At 43.0% G+C, this 23,084-nt stretch carries 22 protein-coding genes; 11 read left to right on the top strand and 11 right to left on the bottom strand.

Going from position 1 to position 23,084, the window contains the following annotated elements; all coding sequences use genetic code 11:
- The first annotated feature begins 76 nt into the window (after positions 1-76).
- The 4 genes from J7649_RS01460 to dapC all read left to right on the top strand — a co-directional run bounded on the left by J7649_RS01460 (position 77) and on the right by dapC (position 5,937).
- Positions 77-676: a hypothetical protein gene (locus tag J7649_RS01460; protein WP_219309024.1), complete on the top strand. Its 600-nt coding sequence runs from the start codon at positions 77-79 to the stop codon at positions 674-676.
- A 160-nt stretch (positions 677-836) separates the two neighbouring features.
- Positions 837-2,051, top strand: coding sequence for a formate-dependent phosphoribosylglycinamide formyltransferase (purT, locus tag J7649_RS01455; protein WP_180038727.1), 1,215 nt, complete (start codon positions 837-839; stop codon positions 2,049-2,051).
- Between the two features lie 26 nt (positions 2,052-2,077).
- Complete coding sequence (gene glnD, locus J7649_RS01450; protein WP_219309022.1) at positions 2,078-4,750, top strand: [protein-PII] uridylyltransferase; 2,673 nt, start codon at positions 2,078-2,080, stop codon at positions 4,748-4,750.
- A gap of 17 nt (positions 4,751-4,767) precedes the next feature.
- On the top strand, positions 4,768-5,937 hold the full coding sequence (gene dapC, locus J7649_RS01445; RefSeq protein WP_219309020.1) for a succinyldiaminopimelate transaminase: 1,170 nt from the start codon (positions 4,768-4,770) through the stop codon (positions 5,935-5,937).
- A 102-nt stretch (positions 5,938-6,039) separates the two neighbouring features.
- On the opposite strand, the gene J7649_RS01440 is transcribed toward dapC, so the two are convergent.
- Positions 6,040-6,516 carry a glutathione peroxidase gene (locus J7649_RS01440; RefSeq protein WP_004278946.1) on the bottom strand — a complete coding sequence of 159 codons (477 nt, stop codon included), beginning with the start codon at positions 6,514-6,516 and terminating at the stop codon, positions 6,040-6,042.
- On the bottom strand, positions 6,513-6,932 hold the full coding sequence (gene msrB / locus J7649_RS01435; protein WP_004645533.1) for a peptide-methionine (R)-S-oxide reductase MsrB: 420 nt from the start codon (positions 6,930-6,932) through the stop codon (positions 6,513-6,515). The genes J7649_RS01440 and msrB overlap by 4 nt, the downstream gene beginning before the upstream one ends.
- 228 nt (positions 6,933-7,160) lie before the next feature.
- Here msrB and J7649_RS01430 point away from each other — a divergent pair, with 228 nt between their 5' ends.
- Together J7649_RS01430 and J7649_RS01425 are read left to right on the top strand one after the other, a co-directional pair.
- On the top strand, positions 7,161-8,591 hold the full coding sequence (locus J7649_RS01430; RefSeq protein WP_219309018.1) for a pyridoxal phosphate-dependent aminotransferase: 1,431 nt from the start codon (positions 7,161-7,163) through the stop codon (positions 8,589-8,591).
- Between the two features lie 213 nt (positions 8,592-8,804).
- Positions 8,805-10,016: a YbfB/YjiJ family MFS transporter gene (locus tag J7649_RS01425; RefSeq protein WP_219309016.1), complete on the top strand. Its 1,212-nt coding sequence runs from the start codon at positions 8,805-8,807 to the stop codon at positions 10,014-10,016.
- Here J7649_RS01425 and J7649_RS01420 read toward each other — a convergent pair.
- The 3 genes from J7649_RS01420 to icd form a co-directional block, all read right to left on the bottom strand.
- Positions 9,995-10,552 (bottom strand): M23 family metallopeptidase, encoded by a 558-nt coding sequence (locus tag J7649_RS01420; protein WP_219309015.1) that lies wholly within the window; start codon positions 10,550-10,552, stop codon positions 9,995-9,997. The genes J7649_RS01425 and J7649_RS01420 overlap by 22 nt on opposite strands.
- A 143-nt stretch (positions 10,553-10,695) precedes the next feature.
- Positions 10,696-10,827, bottom strand: a complete 132-nt coding sequence (locus tag J7649_RS16875) for a hypothetical protein (protein WP_004645538.1) — start codon at positions 10,825-10,827, stop codon at positions 10,696-10,698.
- 298 nt (positions 10,828-11,125) lie between these two features.
- A complete protein-coding gene (gene icd / locus J7649_RS01415; RefSeq protein ID WP_219309012.1) occupies positions 11,126-12,382 on the bottom strand; it encodes an NADP-dependent isocitrate dehydrogenase in 1,257 nt (418 codons plus the stop codon).
- Between the two features lie 194 nt (positions 12,383-12,576).
- Between icd and J7649_RS01410 the strand changes: the two genes are divergently transcribed.
- The gene (locus J7649_RS01410) at positions 12,577-13,365 is read left to right on the top strand and encodes an rRNA large subunit pseudouridine synthase E (protein WP_004731551.1); all 789 of its coding nucleotides are present in this window, start codon (positions 12,577-12,579) and stop codon (positions 13,363-13,365) included.
- Positions 13,366-13,520: 155 nt separating this feature from the next.
- Here J7649_RS01410 and J7649_RS01405 read toward each other — a convergent pair whose 3' ends face one another.
- Positions 13,521-13,934, bottom strand: a complete 414-nt coding sequence (locus J7649_RS01405; protein ID WP_219309010.1) for a hypothetical protein — start codon at positions 13,932-13,934, stop codon at positions 13,521-13,523.
- Positions 13,927-14,244: a hypothetical protein gene (locus J7649_RS01400; protein ID WP_219309008.1), complete on the bottom strand. Its 318-nt coding sequence runs from the start codon at positions 14,242-14,244 to the stop codon at positions 13,927-13,929. The genes J7649_RS01405 and J7649_RS01400 overlap by 8 nt, the downstream gene beginning before the upstream one ends.
- Before the next feature lie 170 nt (positions 14,245-14,414).
- On the opposite strand from J7649_RS01400, the gene paaI reads away from it, so the two are divergent.
- Complete coding sequence (paaI, locus tag J7649_RS01395) at positions 14,415-14,807, top strand: hydroxyphenylacetyl-CoA thioesterase PaaI (protein WP_219309006.1); 393 nt, start codon at positions 14,415-14,417, stop codon at positions 14,805-14,807.
- Between the two features lie 75 nt (positions 14,808-14,882).
- On the opposite strand, the gene J7649_RS01390 is transcribed toward paaI, so the two are convergent.
- Entirely contained in the window at positions 14,883-16,586 is a 1,704-nt protein-coding gene (locus tag J7649_RS01390; RefSeq protein WP_219309004.1) for a M61 family metallopeptidase, read from the bottom strand.
- 175 nt (positions 16,587-16,761) lie between these two features.
- Between J7649_RS01390 and J7649_RS01385 the strand changes: the two genes are divergently transcribed.
- The 3 genes from J7649_RS01385 (at position 16,762) to slyD (ending at position 20,222) form a co-directional block, all read left to right on the top strand.
- On the top strand, positions 16,762-18,075 hold the full coding sequence (locus J7649_RS01385) for a D-alanyl-D-alanine carboxypeptidase PBP6B (protein ID WP_219309002.1): 1,314 nt from the start codon (positions 16,762-16,764) through the stop codon (positions 18,073-18,075).
- 241 nt (positions 18,076-18,316) lie between these two features.
- Positions 18,317-19,603 carry an NAD(P)/FAD-dependent oxidoreductase gene (locus tag J7649_RS01380; protein WP_005247395.1) on the top strand — a complete coding sequence of 429 codons (1,287 nt, stop codon included), beginning with the start codon at positions 18,317-18,319 and terminating at the stop codon, positions 19,601-19,603.
- A gap of 136 nt (positions 19,604-19,739) precedes the next feature.
- Positions 19,740-20,222, top strand: a complete 483-nt coding sequence (gene slyD, locus J7649_RS01375; RefSeq protein WP_004278960.1) for a peptidylprolyl isomerase — start codon at positions 19,740-19,742, stop codon at positions 20,220-20,222.
- 166 nt (positions 20,223-20,388) lie between these two features.
- Here slyD and J7649_RS01370 read toward each other — a convergent pair whose 3' ends face one another.
- The 3 genes from J7649_RS01370 to J7649_RS01360 all read right to left on the bottom strand — a co-directional run bounded on the left by J7649_RS01370 (position 20,389) and on the right by J7649_RS01360 (position 23,063).
- On the bottom strand, positions 20,389-21,162 hold the full coding sequence (locus J7649_RS01370; protein WP_219309000.1) for a M48 family metallopeptidase: 774 nt from the start codon (positions 21,160-21,162) through the stop codon (positions 20,389-20,391).
- Positions 21,163-21,274: 112 nt separating this feature from the next.
- Positions 21,275-21,583, bottom strand: coding sequence for a hypothetical protein (locus tag J7649_RS01365; RefSeq protein ID WP_044113013.1), 309 nt, complete (start codon positions 21,581-21,583; stop codon positions 21,275-21,277).
- Positions 21,584-21,743: 160 nt separating this feature from the next.
- Positions 21,744-23,063, bottom strand: coding sequence for an adenylosuccinate synthase (locus J7649_RS01360; RefSeq protein ID WP_219308998.1), 1,320 nt, complete (start codon positions 23,061-23,063; stop codon positions 21,744-21,746).
- Positions 23,064-23,084 lie beyond the last annotated feature (21 nt).

The raw sequence follows: 23,084 nt of genomic DNA, 5'->3' as shown, positions 1-23,084 counted from the left end.
TGATCAATTGAAACAAAGACTTATGCTAAACTTAACGTATAAGTCTTTTTTTATATAAAAACCAGGAAAGATAGCCATGTTTGCAGCGAAACTGGTAATTGAAGGAAAAATCTTTATTCATCATCAGCGCGATGAAATGTTAACCGTGTTTCATCGATATGAATTACCGGGACAGTATTTTGAATGTTTTATCAATGCTCAGAATTTTACCGGACATTTTGTTGAAGTACATGTGCAGCCGGCGGATCAAGTCCGTGTGGTTTACATTCAGAAAAATGGCCAAAATAAAATCATAGCCATGCTTATTCAGAGCCAACACGTGCTGCATCTTCATCCCTTGACATTGGTCTTAGGTAAGTGGAGCTTCATACATCGTATCCTGCCGAATGCTCTAAAAATTTTTGCTAGTTTATTTGCGCTCCTTATTATTCTTTTTTCAGCTACCGCCTTTTCAGCAGATCAGTTCCAGCTCGTCGCCGTCTTGCGAGACAGCATTCAATTCACAATTTTTGGACTACTGTTATTTTTGCTGTGCTTGGTACTGCCTTTTGTATTGCCCTATGCCTATTTCCTGCATGTTCGTACATTGCGTCTGTTAAAGATGTTGAATATCAATGCTGAACACGTTGCACAAATAGAAAAGCTCAAGTCTCAAAGCGGGATTTATCTTCTGTAAACGCAGTCTGACAGCGATGTGAAAATGACAGCGCCTCCTTATTCAAATCCAGAAAAACTTTATAAATAAAACTGTTGGTCAATATCACAATTTTGTATGAATCTTGGCTTAACTGCCGGCTCAGTTCTGCTATGCTAAAAGTCCATAAAATCAAGCATGGATGATCCACATGAGCGTGACTATTGGTACTCCCCTTCAATCTTCTGCCTATAAAGTTCTATTATTGGGTTCTGGTGAACTGGGCAAGGAAGTGGTGATTTCACTACAACGCCTTGGAGTCGAAGTTCATGCTGCTGACCGTTATGATCATGCCCCTGCCATGCAGGTTGCGCATTATTCCTATACCTTGAATATGGCAGATGCTGTAGAACTCAAACAACTCATCAATCAAATCCAGCCACATTTAATTGTTCCTGAAATTGAAGCGATTGCGACCGAAGTTCTGCTTGAAATAGAAGCCCAGAACATTGCTACGGTGATTCCTTCTGCTAAAGCCGTCAATCTGACCATGAACCGTGAAGGTATTCGTCGTCTGGCTGCGGAAGAACTCGGTCTGCCAACTTCAGCTTACCGTTTTGCCGACAGTTTAGAATCCTTCCGCGCGGCCTGTGACGATGTCGGCTATCCAAACTTTGTGAAACCGGTGATGTCATCTTCAGGCAAAGGTCAGTCTCGTGTTACCCGTTTTGATGAAGTCGATGCTGCCTGGGAATATGCGCAAACCGGTGGCCGGGTCAATCAGGGTACTGTGATTGTAGAATCACAAATTGACTTTGATTTTGAAATTACCTTATTGACTGTTCGTGCAAAAAATCCAGAAACCGGCGAAATCGAAACGTCTTATTGCGACCCGATCGGACATCGTCAGGACTCAGGTGATTATGTGGAAAGCTGGCAGCCTCAACCGATGACTCCAGCCGCGCTGGAAGAATCCAAGCGTATTGCCAACAAGGTCACTACAGCACTTGGTGGCTGCGGAATCTTTGGAGTGGAACTCTTTGTAAAAGGCGACAAAGTATGGTTTAGTGAGGTTTCCCCACGTCCACACGATACTGGACTGGTGACTTTAGCCTCCCAATTTCAAAGTGAATTTGAGCTGCATGCACGTGCTATTTTAGGCTTGCCGGTGAATACTGCACGACATAGTGTGGCTGCCAGCGCGGTGATTTATGCTGGAGTAGATGACCGCAATCTTTCATTTTCTGGCCTGAATCTTGCTTTAGCAGACGGCAATACCGATTTACGCCTGTTTGGCAAACCTGAAGGTTTTAAACGTCGTCGTATGGGCGTTGCCACAGCACGTGCGGAAAACATTGAACAGGCACGTGAACTGGCCCTACAGGTCGCAAACCAAGTTAGCGTCAACCAAAACTAAGCTGAAATACCAACGGACGACTGTACATGATCAACACCCATCCACTGCTGAATTACGCTAAAAGTAACCATGACATTAAAGCCATCAATCAATGGCGCAGTGATGTCGAAAATCAGCTTCAGGAAAGTTTTGAAAATGGGCAGTCGATTCGGGATATTATTCTGGCGCGTTCCAATCTGATCGATGAAGCCCTGCAGTTTCTCTGGCAGCATGCCGAACTGGCTCAAACTGATTTGGCCCTGTTTGCTGTCGGGGGCTATGGCCGTCGTGAAATGCTGCCTTATTCTGATGTCGATATCATGATCTTGTCAGAAGACGAGATTAACCCGGAACAGGAACAACTGATTTCTACATTCATTTCATCGCTTTGGGACGTGGGGAATTTCAAACCCGGTATCAGTGTCCGCACCATCAATGAATGTGTCAATCAGGCCAGCAGTGATCTGACCGTCGCCACCACCCTGATCGAAGCCCGCCTGATTATTGGCAATGAAAACCTGTGCAAATGGCCACGTCGTATCGTGTCACGTACCTGGACTGACAAAACTTTTTTTGATGCCAAGATGGATGAGCAGCATAAACGCTATGCTCAGCACAACAATACCGAAAGCAATCTGGAACCGGATATTAAAAATGCGCCGGGTGGCATCCGTGATATCAACCAGATTGGCTGGATTGCCAAACGGCATTTCCGCGTCAATCGCATTTATGATCTGGTACATCTCGGTTTTATTTCAGAATTTGAACTCGGTGTGCTTGAGGAAGCCGAAAGTTTCCTCTGGGAAATCCGTCATCACCTGCACCGCCTGACCAAGCGCGATGAAAACCGCTTATTGTTCGATTATCAGCGTGATATTGCTGCCAAATTTGGCTATGTACGTGAAGAGGCGCATCATCCGAACTATCCAATTGAACAGTTCATGAAGCGCTATTATCGCAGTGCACAGCAAGTGTCTACGCTGAACGAAATGCTGCTGGCCTATTTTAATGAATCGGTCATTACGCCACGTTTACCGCAATATGAACGCCAGATCGAAGAAATCAACCAGAACTTTAAACTGGTCGATGGCAAACTGGCTGTGCAGCATCATAAGATTTTCTCGGAAAATCCAAGCGCAATTCTGGAAATTTTCTATCTGCTGGCCAATCGTCCTGAGATCGAAGGTATTCGTGCGCGTACCTTACGCTTGCTGACCTTGGCTGGAAAACGCATTGATCAGGATTTTCGTGATAATCCGGTGCATCAGGCGCTATTTATGGCGATTATCCGTTCACCGCATCGACTCTATGACACCATGGTTGCCATGAAGCGTTATGGTGTGCTTGGAAATTACATTCCGGCCTTTGGACAGATTCTAGGACTAATGCAATATGACCTGTTCCATATCTATACAGTCGATGCGCATACCTTATTGCTGCTGCGGAACTTAAACCGCTTTAAAGAACCTGAATTTGCCAAGGAATTTCCAGTGGTCAGTTCAGTGTTTCAGCGTCTGACCCGTCGTGACATCGTCTATCTGGCAGCAATTTTCCATGATATTGCTAAAGGTCGTGGCGGTGACCACAGTGAACTCGGTGCCAGCGATGCGATTAAATTCTGCCGTAGCCATGGCTTTACTGAACGCGAAAGCAATCTGGTGGCTTGGCTGATCCAGAATCATCTGGTGATGTCTGTCACCGCCCAGAAAAAAGATATCTCCGATCCGGATGTGGTCAAAGAATTCGCCGAAAAAATGGGTGACATGGAACATCTGGACTATCTGTACACCCTGACAGTCGCCGATATTAACGCCACCAATCCGAAGCTGTGGAATACCTGGCGCGCTTCGCTGATGCGTCAACTATATACTCAGGCACGTGACGTAATCCGTTCTGGTCTGGGCCGTCCGGTTGATTATCAAATGCTGATTGAAGATACTAAATTTGCAGCCAGTGAACTTCTGGTTCAGGACTTCTCACTGGATGAGGTAGAAAAAGTCTGGCAGGAACTTGGTGATGACTATTTCCTCAAAGAAACAGCAGATGAAATTGCCTGGCATACCCGTGCCATTTTACAACACGGCGATAATCCTGCCCCACTGGTGCTGATGCGGGCGCACCGTAAATATGCGCAGGATGCGGTACAGATCTTTATTTACACGCAGGATCAACCCAACCTGTTTGCCACCACCGTGGCTATTCTGGATCGTATGAATCTGGATGTACAAGACGCACGGATTATTACAGCGACTAAAGCCTTCAGTCTGGATACCTATGTAGTACTGGACCGTTTTGGTACCTTATTGACCGATCCGGAACGCGAAGCCACAGTGATTGAAGCTCTGAAAGATGCCTTGAGTCATTCTGATGAATATCCGGGCCTGATGCAGCGCCGGATTCCGCGTCAATTACGTCATTTTGATATTGAAAATACAGTCGATATTAGTATCAATCCTGCCTTGAATCAAAATATGGTCGAAATCGCTACTCTCGATCATCCTGGTTTACTTGCCAAAATCGGTGGTTTATTTATGATGCAAGGCCTGGATATCCACTCTGCCAAAATTGCTACACTTGGCGAACGTGCCGAAGACATATTTTTTGTCACCAAAAAAGATGGCAACCCTATGACACCTGAAGAATCTGCTGAATTTGCAGCTGCACTTAAAACTGCACTGGATGAAGCCTCTCATCAGGTTTGTAGTCAACACACACATTAAAACGCGGTTACTTATTCATGAACTCTAGCTTGTCTCTACTGCACCCTTATCCGTTTGAAAAGTTAAATCAGCTTTTTGCGGATATCCAGCCTGCAAATATGCCTTTAATTCCCCTGTCGATTGGTGAACCGAAGCATCCTGCACCGGAGTTTGTGAAACAAGCGATTATCGATAACTTCAAACATTTGTCGACATATCCAAACAGTAAAGGCCTGCCGGAGCTACGTGAAAGTATTGCCCAATGGCTGACGCGCCGTTTTAAGCTAAATAGCATCAGTGCAGACAGCAATATCCTGCCTGTTTCTGGTACACGTGAAGCGATTTTCTCGTTTGTACAGGCTTTGGTGAATCGTGAAGATGCACCTTATGTGGTGATGCCAAATCCGTTTTATCAGATTTATGAAGGCGCAACACTGCTCGCAGGTGCCAAACCTTATTTCATCAACTGTACTGAGGAAAATAACTACCTTGGTGATTTTGATGCTGTTCCGGCACAAGTCTGGGAAAAAACGGCATTGCTATTTGTCTGTACCCCGGGCAACCCAACCGGTGCAGTGCTATCCAAAGAACAGTTTAAAAAACTGATTGCCCTGTCGGATCAATACAACTTTGTGATTGCTTCAGACGAATGCTATTCGGAACTGTGGTTTGACCAAGCACCCGTAGGTTTACTGGAAGTTTGTGCTGAAATTGGCCGGGATGACTATAAAAACTGTGTGGTGTTCCATTCACTGTCTAAGCGCTCTAACCTTCCGGGCATGCGTTCAGGTTTTGTTGCCGGTGATGCCAACCTGTTAAAACCTTACTTGCAATACCGTACTTACCACGGCGCAGCGATGCCGGTGCAACATCAACTGGCGTCTATTGCTGCCTGGGATGATGAAGCGCATGTGGAAGAAAACCGGGTGCAATACCGTGCCAAGTTTGATTTATTTCAACAGGAACTCGGACATTTATTGCCACTCAAAAAACCGGATGCAGGTTTCTATTACTGGTTAAAAGTTGACAATGATGAAGCCTTTGCTAAACGCCTGATGGAAGAAGCACATATTAAAGTACTTCCGGGTCGTTATTTATCCCGCGATACTGAACAGGGTAATCCGGGTGAAAATCATGTACGTCTAGCACTTGTGGCCGATCTGGCGCAATGTGAAGAAGTCATTCAACGCCTGAAAGCCATTCTCTAAGTTTTAATCATGATTAAAAAACCCACTGAATTGAAGTGGGTTTTTTAATTGAAATCAGATGAGTTCTATTTTTATCTCATACTGATAAAATAACACAGAGTATTACAACACTTTTGCAATTTCATCCTCAAGATCTTCAGGCTTGGTGGTCGGAGCAAAACGGTTCAATACCTTGCCATCACGTCCGATTAGGAACTTGGTAAAATTCCATTTAATTCCATTGCCTAAAATACCTTTGGAATTATTGGTTAAATAGCGAAAAATGGCGTGCGCTTCAGGGCCTTTGACATCTACCTTGGAAAACATCGGGAAAGATACCCCGTAATTCTTCTGGCAAAATTCACCAATCTGTTCATTGGAACCCGGATCTTGGCCGCCAAACTGGTTACATGGAAATCCCAAAATTTCCAGACCTTGATCTTTATATTTTTCGTAAAGTTTTTCTAATCCTGAAAACTGTGGGGTAAAACCACACTTACTCGCTGTATTGACGATCAAAAGTACCTTGCCTTCATAATCTGCAAGTGGCTTGCTTTTGCCATCTAACAATTCAGCTTCGAACTGATAAATGTTAGTCATGGATAGGTTTCCTCATCATTTTTTTCTTGTGTTTCTAAGTCTAGAGAAGCCGAGTTGACACAATAACGTAAGCCCGTCGGTTCTGGACCATCCGGGAAAACATGCCCTAAATGTGCGTCACAATGATGACAAACTATCTCAGTTCTGACCATTCCGTGTGAAGTATCAGGTAATTCTTCTACTACTGAACTGCTGACGGGACGGTAGAAACTTGGCCAGCCACAGCCGCTGTCATACTTGGTCTCAGAAGAGAACAGTGGCGTGCCGCAGCAACGACATACATAAGTGCCATCTTGCTTGGTATTCCAGTATTTTCCAGTAAATGCCGGCTCGGTTCCCTTCTCGCGCGTAATGCGAAACTCCTCAGGTGATAACTCTCTTTGCCATTCCCGGTCTGATTTATTGAGTTTTCCCATGATCACATACCTTTTTATCTTGCTATTTAAAATAGGATAATCCTATATTTACGTGATTCATTTTAAAAATTCTAGTCTTTATTCAACATTTTACAAAAGACATATAATGCCCAAAAAAGCAAAAAGAAAGCAAATATAAAAATAAAAGTAAGCAATTTTTACATTAAATGTTTTTTAGTGAGCAAATTTAATGGTATTCTTAGCTCTAAATTTGCTCAGGATTAAAAAATGTCGCAAAAAAAGAGCGTAATTTTTAAAAATCTGCTGCCTGTGATCAAACAATATCAGCAGCTTGGATTTACGCATGAAAAAATTGTTGCACTACTTCGAGATGAACATGATCTCGATCTAGTCACAACTGAGACATTTAAAAGTTATTTATATCGTTATGCAAAAGTGACCTCCACTCCTTCCGAGAACATCAAAATGCCGAACACTTTCCAAACCCCTCGCGAGATCAAGAAATCATCTAAGCTCGAGCATGTATGCTACGACATTCGCGGACCTGTGTTACGAGCGGCCATCGAGATGGAAGAAGCCGGTCACAAAATTATCAAATTAAATATTGGTAACCCTGCCCCATTCGGTTTTGAAGCGCCGCAGGAAATTATCAACGATGTGGCTTTAAACCTGCCGAATGCGATTGGCTACACGGATTCCAAAGGGATTTTCCCGGCGCGTAAGGCGATCTGTCAGTATTATCAGCAAAAAGGCATTCTAGATATGCACGTCAATGACGTCTATATCGGTAATGGTGTGTCTGAACTGATTGTTATGGCCATGCAAGGTCTGCTGGATGATGGCGATGAAATGCTGATTCCAATGCCGGATTATCCACTCTGGACGGCAGCAGTGAATCTGTCTGGCGGTACAGCGATTCACTATAAATGTGATGAAGAAAATCACTGGTATCCAGATATTACTGACATGGAAAGCAAAATCACGCCAAATACCCGTGGTATTGTGATTATTAACCCGAATAACCCGACCGGTTCGGTTTACCCACGTCATGTGTTGCAACAAATCGTCGACTTGGCCAAGAAATATGACCTGATTTTATTTGCTGATGAAATCTACGACAAAATTATTTACGATGGAATCGAGCATGTTGCTGTAGCAGCTCTGGCTGGCGATCAGCTCTGTGTTTCGTTTAACGGTTTATCTAAAGCCTATCGTATTGCTGGTTTCCGTTCCGGCTGGATGGCCATTACCGGCGATAAAGCACGTGCCGCAGACTATATCGAAGGTTTGGATATGCTGGCATCGATGCGTTTGTGTGCCAACCATCAGGCTCAATATGCGATTCAGACTGCACTGGGCGGTTATCAGTCGATTAATGACCTAATTCGCCCAGGTGGGCGTTTATATGAACAGCGCAATATTGCCTGGGAAATGCTGAACGAGATTCCAGGTGTATCTTGTGTCAAGCCTGAAGGTGCAATGTACTGTTTCCCGAAACTGGATCCGAATGTGTATCCAATTCAGGACGATGAAAAACTGATGCTGGATTTGTTACGTGCAGAGAAAGTACTTTTGGTACAAGGTACAGGCTTTAACTGGCCGACACCGGATCATTTCCGTGTAGTATTCCTGCCGGCTGAAAATGAACTGCGTGAAGCCATTACCCGTGTTGGCCGTTTCCTGGCCAAGATGCGTTAATTCTTGAAATAGACAATATAAAAAACCGCGTTGAGACGCGGTTTTTTATTTCTCTGAAAAAATTCAGGCTTTTGACTGATAAAATCTTAAAAATCTTACCGGTTTCTTTGAGCAAATTTCTGCACTCAATGGTTTCTTTTCAGGCAATTTTTCCCTTTATTATGAAGATTCATGTTATTTTTTGACTAAACATAAAATTCCATGAGTACACGGATGTCCTCAAACACAATCAAGCTCAGCCTGTTTCTTTGTCTTAGTATGTGCTTGGGCATTGGCATTCTTCGCTTTTCTTATACCGCACTGTTACCTGGCACACGCGAAGCCTTTGGCTGGAGTACAGATTTTGCCAGCCTTTTGGGCAGTGCCAATTTGCTGGGTTATTTAATCGGTGCATTTACGGCCATGCGCCTGCCTCAAGACCGCAGCATGAGTACCTATATTCAAATTTCAGCCTTTGCCGGCATGTTCAGCCTGATGTGCTGTGCATTTTCTGGTTTTTCTGAAGCATGGTATATCGCTTGGCGAATCATTTCCGGGATCAGCGGTGGACTGATGATGATCTTATCGCCGAGTGTGGTCGCACAGTGTTGTGAACTCCAAGATCGTCTTAAAATCAACTTTATTGGTTTTAGCGGGATTGGGTTAGGTGTTTTAATTGCTACCCTGTTTCTGCCTTATCTGGATCAAATTTCCATCCAGACTGCCTGGCTGATCTTATGTGGTTTTGCCCTGCTCATCTGTATCGTTTTAAGTTTACTGATTCAGAAATTTAAGCCGTATTTGTCCGTACAAGCCCCTGCTGTTACCTCTCCTCTAGCTCTGAATAGCATCTTTTATAGTTTACTTACAGTTTATGCTTGTAGTGCTTTCGCCTATATACCGCATTCACTCTTCTGGATTGATTATTTAAGTCAGCAGTTAGGATTGAGCTTGTTCTGGATTAATTTCAACTGGATTCTGTATGGACTCGGCAGTGCCTTGGGTGCCTTGAGTGCTTATGCACTGGCCAGAAAATGGGGTAATTTTGCTGCACTGAAAATTCTTTATAGCCTTTATATTATGGCCATTTTTATCGCGACTCTAGATGCCTATCCCTTACTCACTTTTAGCTCTTCCTTTTTTACCGGGATGCTAAATCCGGCTGTGGTCTTCCTGACCTCCTATACCATTTTGCAACTGTATGGACTGGCTTATAAAAAGCTCTGGAGTATTGCTACCTTGTGTTTTGCCTCGATTCAGCTGATCGGTGGACTCAGCTTTAGTGCGCTGCAATATTTTGGATTGAGCTATCATCAACAGTTCATACTGGCCACATTGGTTCTTTTATTAGGAACATTGCAATTGTTCTGGTGTACACGTCCTGCCAGACTCAAGCCTGAACAACAAACTCAGCCAGTGTCTGCTCATGGAGAAGGAACTAAATAAGGATAAGGATTGGTTGCTCCTTGCCCACCCAGATAAATCCCATAATGTAAATGCGGTGGGGTATTTTTAGCATTGCCCGTATTACCCACATAAGCGATGACTTCACCTGCTTCGACCCAGTCGCCTTCCTGAATATCCGCTGCATAATCATCCAGATGTGCATAATAATGCTGACTCATATTGGGGCCAGTCACCCAGATAATTTTTCCACCCAGATTGTTGGTACCAATCCTACGCACAATCCCTTGGGTCGCGCTGAATACTGGCGTACCGCGTTTGGCAAAAATATCCGTCCCTTCATGTTTACGACCGTCACTACGCGCTGCTCCCCAAGTATCATTAATTTGACCAACTCTGACGCCTTCAACCGGAATCTGTAGCGGAGCTTCTAACTGGGCTCTCTGTAATTGCCAATACAGATAAGGGCTTTTCCAACCTGCTGCTTCACCTGAAGGCGGTGGCTGACAGGCAGTTAGTAGAAAACCTATAGATAACAGTAAGCTTATAATCCGAAGAAATTTCACCAATATTCGCATTAAATTAAATAGATGACTTTTATCTTAATCACAACCGCCTAATTTAAAGTCACAATCCTGTTATTTTTAGTGATGATTTTATACAAGCGTTCAAATAACAAAACCCTCAAATGAGGGTTTTGTTATTTTAGGTGGATAGGAGATTATCTACGTTTTTTAGCACGAGATGGTTTCGATGGTTGTTGCTGTTGTTGCTGTTGCTGCTCTTCATTCTGAGCATTGTCCTGCTTGTCTTTTTGTTGGACCTGCTTATGTCTCGCTTTAGCTTTAGCCATGATTTACTCCTTTGGAGAAACGTCTCTATATCACTGGAAGTTCCATTCATCACTCTAACGTTTATACAAAATAAGCCAATCGCTGAGCTGTATCCAAATACGTCAATGTAATACAGTCTTTACTAAGTTATTCAGCTTAGAACGAATCATTTTTAAGCTCATTACACTTCTTACATGATCTTGCAGCCTGATACTTATTTTAACGTTTAGCTCTTATCTGTTCAGACTTTGCCTGAAAATAAAACTATAAAAAACCCGCAATTACTACGGGCTTTAACTCATAAATTGCTTCGCAATTTCAGGTATCCATATTAGCAATAATCGCCTCACCAAACTCGGAACAACGAAGTAAGGTCGCCCCTGGCATCAGACGCTCGAAATCATAGGTCACCGTTTTTGCCGCAATCGCACCCGAAATCCCCTTGATGATCAGGTCGGCAGCTTCTGTCCAGCCCATATCACGCAGCATCATTTCAGCAGACAAAATAATCGAACCCGGATTTACTTTATCTTGTCCAGCATATTTAGGTGCTGTACCGTGGGTTGCTTCATAGACTGCAATCGAACCTCCAATATTGGCACCCGGTGCAATCCCGATCCCCCCAACTTCCGCAGCCAGCGCATCAGAAATATAGTCACCATTTAAGTTAAGTGTCGCAATCACAGAATAATCCGCCGGGCGCATCAAAATTTGCTGCAAGAAGGCATCGGCAATGACATCTTTAATAATAATGTCTTTGCCTGTTCTTGGATTTTTGATTTTAACCCACGGACCACCATCTAAAAGCTCACCGCCGAAACGTTCCAGCGCGACTTCATAGCCCCACTCTTTAAACGCCCCTTCGGTGTATTTCATGATATTGCCTTTGTGCACTAGCGTCACACTAGGCTTGTCATTTTCAATGGCGAACTGGATGGCTTTACGTACCAGACGCTGGGTACCTTCTTTAGAGACAGGCTTGATCCCGATTCCACAATTGTCTTCAAAACGGATTTTGGTTACGCCCATTTCTTCTTTCAGGAACTTGATAACTTTTTTCGCTTCGGGAGAGTCTGCCTTCCATTCAATTCCGGCATAAATATCTTCTGAATTTTCACGGAAGATCACCATGTCGGTCAATTCCGGATTATGCACCGGTGAAGGCACGCCCTCGAACCAGCGCACCGGACGTACACAAACATATAAATCCAGTTCCTGGCGTAAAGCCACATTCAGGGAACGAATACCGCCACCGACTGGTGTGGTTAGTGGCCCTTTGATCGATATTACATAATCACGCAGCGCCTCGAGAGTTTCTTCAGGCATATAGGTGCCGTAAATTTTGTCAGCTTTTTCACCGCAGTAGACTTCCATCCATTCGATGGAACGCTTCCCGGCGTATGCTTTTTGCACAGCAGCATCTACCACAGTTCGCATTGTTGGTGTAATATCTGCACCGATTCCATCCCCTTCGATAAATGGGATAATTGGATTATTTGGTACGTTGAGTGACAGGTCTGCATTAACGGTAATTTTGGTACCATCCACAGGTACTACGATTTTTTGATATCCCATTATTAGTATTCTCCCGGATGCCGCTGACAAATCTAAAATAATTGCCGATTAGGCAATACTTTCAACTGTTCTTAACGCATAATATTCTAATCCAGATTTGTTGTTTTTGAGATTTATACGGGAAATAGCTAAATTTCCCTTTTAAATAAACCTCTACATTTTTTAAATTAATGTAATTATAGAAGTTATTTCCTATGAAAATCGTCATTCTAAACAAACCTTATGACGTCCTCTCCCAATTCCGTGCGGATGAAAAGCACCCAACCATGGCTGATTTTGTCAACGACAAAGATTTACGTCTTGCTGGCCGTTTGGACATGGACTCAGAAGGTCTGGTTTTCCTCACCGATCACGGTGGTCTCAACCAATATATCACCAATCCTGCCAATAAAAAGTTTAAAACTTATATGGTGCAAGTGGAAGGTGATGTGACCGAAGAAGCACTTGAGCAACTTCGTAAAGGTGTTGAACTGAAAGATGGCATGACGCTTCCTGCACGTGCTGAAAAAGTATCTGAACCGGAATGGTTGTGGGAGCGTAATCCTCCTGTACGTTTCCGTGCCTCTGTTCCAACGTCTTGGGTTGAAATTTCGATCTGTGAAGGTCGTAACCGTCAGGTTCGTCGTATGACCTCTGCCGTGGGCTTCCCTACACTGCGTTTGATCCGTACCAAGATTGGTGAGATTGATTTGGTTCGTATGGGATTGCAACCGGGCGAGACCAGAGAAATTGAACCATTACTTTATCCAGACTTCCAAAATGTTCCTGCGGAAGAACCATACCGTTCACGTTCTTATGTGAAAAAGCCGGGTGGTACGGGCGGTAAGCCAATGGTTCGCAAGAATAAAGATGGTTCTGTGAAAAAGTCTGGCACCAAACGTATCTGGCAAATGGATGAAAGTGAAAAGCCGCGTCGTAAGACCAATGGCACAACTCGTCCAAATACTAAAGCACCACGTGGTCGCGGCCGCGGTCGTGGCTAAGTTTGAATAGATTCAATCAAGCTCACTTCGGTGGGCTTTTTTATGTGCCAAAATTTCTAATTCATTAAGACATGAGATGAATACTTTATTTAACCGTTGCTTAGTTTTATGGGTATTCGATGTATTAAGAAAATAAAAAATAAAAAATAAAAAAATTAATCTTCACTTGCTTCAGAAAGATAAACATTTATTCCATAGAATGGAGGGTTAATTTGGAATACGTGCGTATTAATTATTTTTTTATATAGTTTTCCAGCTTTAGTTTCATATTCAATTGTGAAATCTACTACTACCTCTCTTTTCATATTTAATATATCAACCTGTGCATCATCAAGCTCCAAACGAATTTCCTGATCTTCATTCGCTAAAAATTTATTTATTTTATGGATAATAAAACTATTATTAAGTTGTTTAACTTTGACGTTAAAAGCATCATTTCCTAGATTTGCAATAGTCAGCCTTAAAGCAACAAGGCAATTATTTGTCATTTCAGAATTATCAAAAACAGTTCTAACTTTTGACTGTAAAATAAAAAATCTGGCTTCTCTGGATTTTTGACTCTCAAACAATTGCTCTTTTTTGGATATTTGTTACTATTTTTTGCTGTTCAATTCCTTGCCTCATCTCATCAATTTGAAGCTGTAATGCTCTTTCTTGTTGCTCTAATGCTTTTGTATTTTGCTCCAACTGTTTACCTTGCTGAACATAGCCTAAAATCAGCCAGAGAAAAGCAATTGGCGCAAATATTCCCGCTAGAAAATCCCCAAGCTCATTTAATGAAGTAGGCGAACTCAATCCACCAAAAATCCAAAAAGAAGTGATTACAGCAAGCCAAATTACTGTTATTCCAATTCCCCAATTTAAACTATTTTGATTCATCTTCTAATAATAAAAAACCCATACCTAAATATAGGTTTTACCTGCTTTTTCTTATGTGTGCAAACAAGATTTTTAACTCTTCCCTCTTGTCATTCTGACTATCCGATGGTACTTATGATTCACATAATTAACATTTAAAAATAAAACGTATCTTAAAAAGGAGTTTTGCAATGGATCAGCAAGTCAGCCAGATGTTTAATCAGGATCGGTTAATTCAGCATCTTGGTGCTCATCTGGTTTCTTATAACCACAATTATGCAAAGATCGAATTAAAGGTGACTGAACAGCATTTACAGGGTCATCAGACGTGTAACGGCGCTGTGATTTTTGCACTTGCAGATGCGGCTTTTGCCATTGCCTGCAATACTGGTGAACATCCGGCGGTTGGTCAACATTGTGGTATTCATTATTTAAAACCGGGCTTGCTTGGTGACACACTGACTGCTGTAGCAGAACATAAGGCCAGCAGTGGCCGTAGTGGCATTTATGATATTCAGGTGATGAATCAAAATAATCAAATCGTGGCGGAATTCCGTGGCACATCACGACTGATCATTAAATAATTTTTTCTCAAAATTTAATGCAATAAAAAACCGGTGACGATGCACCGGTTTTTTTAATTAAGAATAATTATGGCTTTAAGCTTTAAGCCATTTCTCAGCTTTAGCCTGATCTTCCACTTTCAGTTCAACTTCGGTCAGTTCAGAACCCGCGGCTTGAACTTCAAAACTCATCAGCTCATCACGACGGAATGCATACACTGTAAAAGTACCTTGCTGTTTTGCATAGCTTTCAACAAGTTTGGTCGTTGCTTTTAATCCATCAATTGCAATGATGACATCATTGGCAGAAAGGCCAGCGAGCACAGCGGCACCCTCACGACGCGCAGATTGAACCAGCACACCTTCCGGCTTATCTGCCAGCTTTAGACCGAATGGCAAAGACTTATCATTTTTCAGGCTATAAGCCATACCAAACTCAGGGAAGAGCTGATCCAGCGGCAATTCATCTGTGGTATTGATCAAGTGATTAATCTGTTCTGACCAATCATCTCCTGTCAATTCTTTACACAATTCAAAGATCGTCCGTTCATGCACCTGAACGCCTTTCTGGGCATTTTCATACAAACGGCGCATCAAAGCATCCAGACTTGAACCACGTAAACGCAGACCCAAATCCAGGCACAGTGCAACTAAACAACCTTTGTTGTAATAGCTGGTACCCGCATTATTCGAGTTTTCATCCTGACGATAGAATTTCACCCAGGCATCAAAACTGGATTCAGACACTGACTGAATCACACGTCCCGGATTTTGCAAATAACGGTCAATCTGTGCTTTTAACAAAGCAATATACGATTCCTGATTAATCACGCCGCTACGCAGCAAAATCAAATCATCGTAATAAGAGGTGAAACCTTCAAAGATCCATAACAGAGAGGTATAACCTTCTCTGTTTAAATCATAGTTAACGAAGTTTTCAGGGCGAATAAACTTCACCAACCATGAATGGAAATATTCGTGGCTACATAAGCCGAGGAAACGCTGATAATCTTTAGATGGCTCTTCTGGCTCATTGGCTTTCGGCAAGTCATCACGTGGTGAAATCAGGCTGGTAGAATTTGGATGCTCCAGACCGCCATAGCTATTGCCGGTTGCCATGGTCATAAAGGTATAGTCTGTAAACGGCGCCGAACCAAACATTGAAATTTCTGTAGCACAGATTTTTTCAATGTCTTGCTGCATACGCGCCGCATTCATCGCGTGTTTGCCTGACACCACAAACTCATGCGGAATACCATTTGCTTCAAAACTGAAACGGGTTTGTTCTGCTAGCTCAAATGGCGCATCAATCAGTTCGGCATAGTTTTTAGCTTTCAGCGTGAAACGGCCTCTGACCAGACTTTTGGCTTTCATGCCGCTTGCCAGCTGAAAATGCTTTAATTCATCTGGCAGGAAGATTTCCAGTTCAATTTCTTTATTTTCCTGACCTTCTAGCCCTAAACATGCACAAGCCGGGTTCACGTAGAGACGATTTTGATCCACATATGCACCACGAACGGACAGGTCATAGGCATAGACATCATATTCAACTGTAATCAGTTCATGATCAGTATTGAATAAACGCCATTTATTTTTTTCAAATTTCTGGATCTGTAACTGGCGCCCATCTTCATCATAGGCTTTGACCGCTTCAATGTGCTTGGAAAACTCTCGAATCAGATAGCTGCCCGGAATCCAAGTCGGCAATGACAGGACTTGTGTCGGGTCCGCAAGAAAACGAACAGTCACGTGAATAAGATGCTGACGATAATCGTCAAATTCAATTTGATAATGCAACATAATGAACGATATAAAATTAAAATAAATGAGATATAGCTTAGCTTAGCATTTTTTAAGCCAGTATGGTTTAGCTGTCTTATTTGTCTACATTTACGACTAGCTATCTGTATAAAAAAGGCATAGCATGCGTGAAAATTAAATCGTTCAACACCCGCCGGGTTATCAAGGAACACCATTGAAATACATCATCTCACTGATTGCGGTTTTCAGTTTATTTATTTCTGCATTTTCACATGCTGCCCTACTCAATATTGTGCCTGAAAGCGTTGAAGCTGAAGCCTGGACCATTCTGGATTCACAGTCTGGTCAAGTCATTGCAGAGCATAATGCCGATGTGCAACGCGCTCCGGCTTCGCTGACCAAAATGATGGTGGCTTATATTGCCTTAAAGGAAATTGAGGCCGGAAAATTAAATAAAAATGAAGTTTTAACCGCGACCTCTGTGGTGAAAACTGTGATGTGGGATGAGTCACAAATGTACCTGAAAGAAGGTGATCAGATTTCAGTCGATCAGCTTCTGGCGGGCTTAATTATCATGTCTGCCAATGATGCCGCGGTGACGCTGGCTGAGAAAATTTCGGGTGGTATTCCGCAATTTGTTGAACGTATGAATCAGGAAGCCAAAGCACTGGGCATGCAACATACCAATTTCCAGAATCCGGCCGGTATTACCATGCCTGAGCATTATTCGACTGCCGCCGATTTGGCCAGACTGTCTATGGCGGTGGTGAATGAAACTCCAGATTATCTGTATTATTCCAAGCAGCCAAGCTTTACCTACAATCAGCATTTTCATCGTGCGACCAACCGTGTGCTTCAGGTCGATCCAACCGTAGATGGCTTAAAAACCGGTTTTACCCGTGCAGCGGGCTATAACCTGGCATTAACCGCCAATCGCGTCACCGCAGATTTTGAGATGCCGAATCGCCGTCTGATTGTGGTGGTACTGGGTACTAAAAGTGCCACAAAACGCGCTGAAGTATCACATAAGCTGATGAATCTGGCCTATACCTATACCCGCAATGAAGTAGCGATCAAAGATCAACAGCTCCTTGCTGAGTTGCCTGTGATTAAATCCACCTTAAAAATGTTTAAGGTGCAAACCAAGCAGCCGCAGATCATTACCACTTCTTTATATGATCAGGGCTACAGTATTGACCTAAACCAGTTTGATCAAACCCAACAGCGTGTCATGCTGAATACAGGTGATGGCGTTTTAAAAAGTATCGAGCCATTACAGGAAACTCAGACTCATATCAATGTTGAAGTGAAAGCATCTGAACTCATTGCACCTTTGGCGACCATGATGCCTTTGGCGACCATTCAGGTTTATCAGAATAATCAGTTGATTCGCACCATTCAAATTGAAGATCATGTCGAAATTGAAGAAGCCAACCTGTTTCAGAAATTCTTTACTTGGCTACAAGGCTTATTCGATTTGTTTTCAGACAATACGCCAAGCGTAAAGCTTTATCCTTTAGATAGATAATAGCCCTACATCTCAAGTTACTTTTCTTTAAGCTAGAAGATCTACTCGCTGATCTTCTGGCAGATTTTCTTTTCTCCCTGCATCACTCCCCAAGACAGGGAAACTTACCTGCCCTCACAGAATTGCTACGTTTTGTAATGTGTATAACAATTTTAACCAAGACGCGATCTGGCCCATGCCATAGTATATTTTCTCTCTATTTCTCTTATTTTTATTAAAAAAATAAACAGGTTAATCATATATGACAGCACATAAAATCGTGATTGTGGGTGGTGGTGCCGGTGGTCTGGAACTGGCAACTCAGCTGGGTGAGAGCTTGGGTAAAAGCGGCAAAGCGCAGATTGTTTTAGTCGATCAAAAACTGACGCATATCTGGAAACCGCTACTGCATGAAGTTGCCGCAGGCACCTTAAATCCACATGAAGAAGAAACTAATTATTTTGCCCATTCAGCCGCACATCATTATGAATTTGTCTTGGGGACATTTACCGGTCTGGATCGTGAAGCGAAACAGATTGTGGTAGAAACAGAATATTTCTCCAAAAAAGCCCAAGCCAAGAAGAACCAGCGCATCGACTATGACACCCTGGTACTGGCCTTGGGTTCTACCTCGAATGACTTTAATACCGAAGGCGTCAAACAGTTCTGTCATTTTCTCGACAGCCGTCCACAAGCTGATATCTTTCAGCAGGACCTGTTGCATCTCTACTTGAATGCTCAACATGAAGCTTCGAGCCGTGAACTGAATATCGCGATTATTGGCGCCGGTGCGACTGGAGTAGAATTGGCTGCCGAGTTGGTGGAGGCCAAACACAATTTCTTTAAATATGGCTTAAACAAGGTCGATCCAAATAAAGTCAAAATTACCTTAATTGAAGCGGCGGATCGTATTTTGACTGCGCTCTCGCCGAAAGTTGCTGAACATACCATGCAACAGCTGGAAAAATTCGGTATTGAAGTCCTTACCAGTCATCGTGTGGCCAAGGTAGATGAAGACAAAATTTATTTTGCAGATGGCTCAAGTCTGGATGCCGAGATTAAAGTCTGGGCCGCAGGTATCAAAGCACCTGAAGTCTTGGCACAACTGCAAGATATGGAAAAGGACAATATTCACCGCTTGAAAGTCTTCTCCACCCTGCAAACCAAATCTGATCCAGACATTTTTGCTTTTGGTGATTGTGCTCACTGCCAGCCTGCTGCAGATGAACCGGTCTTGGGTCCACGCGCACAAGTGGCTAGCCAACAGGCCAATTTCCTGGCCAATGCCTTAAAAGCACGGATCAATGAGGAAAACTATTTACCGATGTTTAAATTTTCCGACAAAGGCTCACTGATTTCCTTAAGCCAGAATAAAGCTGTCGGTGAATTACTCGGTCAGGTCAATGTGCAAGGCTTTGTTGCCAAATCGATGTATGTTTCTTTATATCGAATTCATCAGGCGACCATTCATGGTTATGCGCATGCTGGCATTCTCACCGCAAAAGATTTTGTTACACGAAAAATTTCTCCAAAGCTGAAATTGCATTGAAATTCCAGAATTTGGCCCAATCAATGAAAAAATCGTCAACAAAATTGTCAAATTGCGTTTTTTTGCTAATTTTAGTCTACAAAAATGCAATTTCACTTTATGATGTACCCTTAAAAAATTGAATGGATCAATTAACATGACTGCTATTGCAAATAACCTCGTGGTTTCTTTCCACTACACATTGACTAACGCAGAGGGTGAAACTCTCGACCAATCTCAAGGTGAACCACTTGCCTATTTGCACGGTGCAGGTAACATCATCCCAGGTTTAGAAAATGCGTTAGAAGGCAAAACTGTAGGTGAAAAATTCACTGTAAACGTTCCTGCTGCTGAAGGTTATGGCGAATACAACCCTGACCTAGTTCAAGAAGTTCCTGCGCAAATGTTCCAAGGCGTAGACAACATTCAGGCAGGTATGCAGTTCCAAGCTCAAACTGATGACGGCGTGCAAATCGTAACTGTTAAAGCAGTTGAAGGCGACAATGTTGTTGTTGATGCTAACTTCCCACTTGCTGGTCAAGACCTGACTTTCGAAGTTGAAATCGTATCTGTTCGTGAAGCTTCTCAAGAAGAATTAGATCACGGCCACGTACACGGTGTAGGCGGTCACCAGCACTAAGATCTTCTGATCTTGAGTGAAAAAAGGCAAAGTCAGACTTTGCCTTTTTTATTGCCTGAAAATAGCCCGCAGAATATTAACCATCCAATTAGCTATAAAAAAAGCAGAGCCATTGCCCTGCCTTTTCAATCCGATCAAGATCTCCTTTCAGAGGATGATCACTGGATTATTTGTTTTGGTTATAAATCTGCATAGCTACTGGTAACTGTTGACGCATTTGCCCAATACGCTGGCTATTCGATGGATGCGTAGAGAGGAAGGTTGCACCACTGCCGCCACCGAGTTTGTTCATTTTTTCCCACAAGGTAATGGCTGCATTTGGGTTATAACCTGCGCGCGCCATCAGCATTAAACCGCCTTGGTCAGCACGGCTTTCCAGATTACGCGAGTATGGCAAGCCAATCCCGATTTGACTACCCAATTGTGCGGCTGCAGCACCACCTTGACCCACACCTGCTGCATTTAAGCCAATACCCAAGGCCAGATCAGTCAGGGCCTGAGCACCGATTTTCTGCTTAGAATGCTCTTCTAAAGCATGCACCATTTCATGACCCATAATCGCTGCAATTTCAGCATCGGTCAGATTCAGTTTATTCACGATACCCGTATAGAATACAACCTTACCACCTGGCGCAACAAAGGCGTTAACCTGGTCAGATTTGAGCACAGCCAATTGCCACTGGAATGCCGTACCGGTTTGATTCATCTGGTTAGCAACCGGTTTCAAACGGTTAAATACATTATTAATCCGTTTATAGGTCGCTGAACTGGTATCCAGTTGACCTTTGTTCTTCGCATCATTGACCATGGCATTATAGCTTTGGCTCGCAGATGCATTTAAGGTCGCAGTATCTGCCCCTGCCATATCGGCAATGGTGGTACAACCTGATAATGTGACGACTGTAGCAGCCGCCATACTCAATAAAAGTTTATTCTTCATTATAATTTACTCCACCTTGGCTTAAGGGCAATTTACATTGTAAAAATTATAAGTGAAAGCGTTCAGCAGCTAAACGCTTAATTGATTCATCTTCTTATAAATTATGTAATTTTTAAGCCAAATACTGTATCGCCAACCAATAAATCAGACAAATAATATTGAGGCCTAAGTAAACCTGACTGAGCGGTTTGATTTTCTGTTCAAGCACTTCGTCTTTACGTTTGAAATATAAAAAAGCATTTTGCAATAAAATAATAGGCACTAATACACAGGCGATAATGACACTCAGACCAATCAGCGCCGCATAAATCACTTCGGGATTTTGGGTTTGCGCACGAATAATCATCATGGCAATTGTTGGCGCCCCGCCCATCGCAAATAACAATGAATAAAACATGGTCGCTGATATATTTTTTTGCATCCTGCAGCTCATTTTTCTTTCTTTATATACCGCTATGTTAAAGCACATCACGCTACATTACCGATGCAACTTTAGTCTTGAAATAGCTGCATAAATTCAGGATATAAAAAAACCCATCCGGAAATGGGTTTTTATCATTCAAGCTTTAATCAAATGAAGATTAAGCATCAAACGGGTGGCGAAGAACAATCGTTTCTTCACGGTCTGGACCTGTTGAAATGATGTCGATTGGACATTCAATCAATTGCTCAAGACGTTTTACATAGTTCAATGCAGCTTCTGGCAATTGATCCAGTGATTTCGCACCGAAAGTTGACTCAGACCAGCCTGGCATAGTTTCGTAAATCGGTTTTAAAGTTTCGAATGCAAGCGCATCAGAAGAACCGACACAACCAGAATCTGCAGCTTCATAACCCACACAGATTTTCACTTCTTCTAAACCGTCAAGAACGTCAAGTTTAGTCAGGCAAATACCAGAAAGTGAGTTTACGTCAACTGAACGGCGTAGGATTTCAGCATCGAACCAGCCACAACGACGTTGACGGCCAGTAGAGGCACCAAATTCATTACCAATCGTACCGAGGTGTTTACCAATCGCATCACCCGTGTCATTTGCAGCGTCATACACCAACTCAGTTGGGAATGGACCTGCACCTACACGCGTTGTGTACGCTTTAGTAATACCCAGTACATAGTCAAGGTGCAAAGGACCCAGACCTGAACCAGAGCTTACGCCACCAGCAGTGGTATTCGAAGAAGTCACATACGGATATGTACCGTGATCAACGTCAAGAAGTGAACCTTGCGCGCCTTCAAACATGATGTTGTCACCGTTTTTACGGTAGTTGTGCAATTCAGTAGTCACGTCCACAACCAGTGGCGCAACAACTTTACGCCATTCGTCGCAAAGTGCCAGCACGTCTTCCAGTTTAACTCCTTCAACACCGTAGTATTCAGTCAGCTGGAAGTTATGGTAGTCCAGAAGTTCAGTTAACTGAGCAGTAAGATGATCACCACCACGTACCAGGTCAGCAACACGGATTGCGCGACGCGCTACTTTGTCTTCGTATGCAGGACCGATACCGCGACCTGTCGTACCAATCTTCGCATTACCACGTTTTTTCTCACGTGCTTGGTCAAGTGCGATGTGATTTGGAAGGATCAGTGGACAGTTTGGAGAAATGCGTAAACGCTCTTTAACAGGAACGCCTTCTTTTTCAAGAATATCCATCTCTTTGATGAGCGCTTCAGGAGAAAGAACAACACCGTTACCAATTAAGCACAATACGTTTTCACGTAAAATACCTGATGGAATGAGGTGTAAGACAGTTTTCTTACCACCAACCACAAGAGTGTGACCTGCGTTATGTCCGCCTTGATAACGAACTACCGCTGCCGCTTGATCTGTGAGCAGGTCGACGATTTTACCTTTACCTTCGTCGCCCCATTGGGTACCAAGTACCACAACATTCTTGCCCATAATAGCCTCATTACATCATGC

Origin of the sequence: Acinetobacter lwoffii, from assembly GCF_019343495.1 — a bacterium.
GTDB classification, from domain to species: Bacteria; Pseudomonadota; Gammaproteobacteria; order Pseudomonadales; family Moraxellaceae; genus Acinetobacter; species Acinetobacter lwoffii_P.
This window is presented reverse-complemented; position numbering and strand designations above follow the sequence as displayed.

Coding starts and splice junctions, on each gene's coding strand:
- J7649_RS01400 (WP_219309008.1), bottom strand. CDS start 14,244: ATGAATCAAAATAGTTTAAATTGGGGAATTGGAATAACAGTAATTTGG.
- dapC (WP_219309020.1), top strand. CDS start 4,768: ATGAACTCTAGCTTGTCTCTACTGCACCCTTATCCGTTTGAAAAGTTA.
- icd (WP_219309012.1), bottom strand. CDS start 12,382: ATGGGATATCAAAAAATCGTAGTACCTGTGGATGGTACCAAAATTACC.
- J7649_RS01365 (WP_044113013.1), bottom strand. CDS start 21,583: ATGCAAAAAAATATATCAGCGACCATGTTTTATTCATTGTTATTTGCG.
- msrB (WP_004645533.1), bottom strand. CDS start 6,932: ATGGGAAAACTCAATAAATCAGACCGGGAATGGCAAAGAGAGTTATCA.
- paaI (WP_219309006.1), top strand. CDS start 14,415: ATGGATCAGCAAGTCAGCCAGATGTTTAATCAGGATCGGTTAATTCAG.
- J7649_RS01460 (WP_219309024.1), top strand. CDS start 77: ATGTTTGCAGCGAAACTGGTAATTGAAGGAAAAATCTTTATTCATCAT.
- J7649_RS01425 (WP_219309016.1), top strand. CDS start 8,805: ATGTCCTCAAACACAATCAAGCTCAGCCTGTTTCTTTGTCTTAGTATG.
- J7649_RS01390 (WP_219309004.1), bottom strand. CDS start 16,586: ATGTTGCATTATCAAATTGAATTTGACGATTATCGTCAGCATCTTATT.
- J7649_RS01410 (WP_004731551.1), top strand. CDS start 12,577: ATGAAAATCGTCATTCTAAACAAACCTTATGACGTCCTCTCCCAATTC.
- J7649_RS01360 (WP_219308998.1), bottom strand. CDS start 23,063: ATGGGCAAGAATGTTGTGGTACTTGGTACCCAATGGGGCGACGAAGGT.
- J7649_RS01430 (WP_219309018.1), top strand. CDS start 7,161: ATGTCGCAAAAAAAGAGCGTAATTTTTAAAAATCTGCTGCCTGTGATC.
- glnD (WP_219309022.1), top strand. CDS start 2,078: ATGATCAACACCCATCCACTGCTGAATTACGCTAAAAGTAACCATGAC.
- J7649_RS01380 (WP_005247395.1), top strand. CDS start 18,317: ATGACAGCACATAAAATCGTGATTGTGGGTGGTGGTGCCGGTGGTCTG.
- J7649_RS01420 (WP_219309015.1), bottom strand. CDS start 10,552: ATGCGAATATTGGTGAAATTTCTTCGGATTATAAGCTTACTGTTATCT.
- J7649_RS01370 (WP_219309000.1), bottom strand. CDS start 21,162: ATGAAGAATAAACTTTTATTGAGTATGGCGGCTGCTACAGTCGTCACA.
- J7649_RS16875 (WP_004645538.1), bottom strand. CDS start 10,827: ATGGCTAAAGCTAAAGCGAGACATAAGCAGGTCCAACAAAAAGACAAG.
- J7649_RS01440 (WP_004278946.1), bottom strand. CDS start 6,516: ATGACTAACATTTATCAGTTCGAAGCTGAATTGTTAGATGGCAAAAGC.
- slyD (WP_004278960.1), top strand. CDS start 19,740: ATGACTGCTATTGCAAATAACCTCGTGGTTTCTTTCCACTACACATTG.
- purT (WP_180038727.1), top strand. CDS start 837: ATGATCCACATGAGCGTGACTATTGGTACTCCCCTTCAATCTTCTGCC.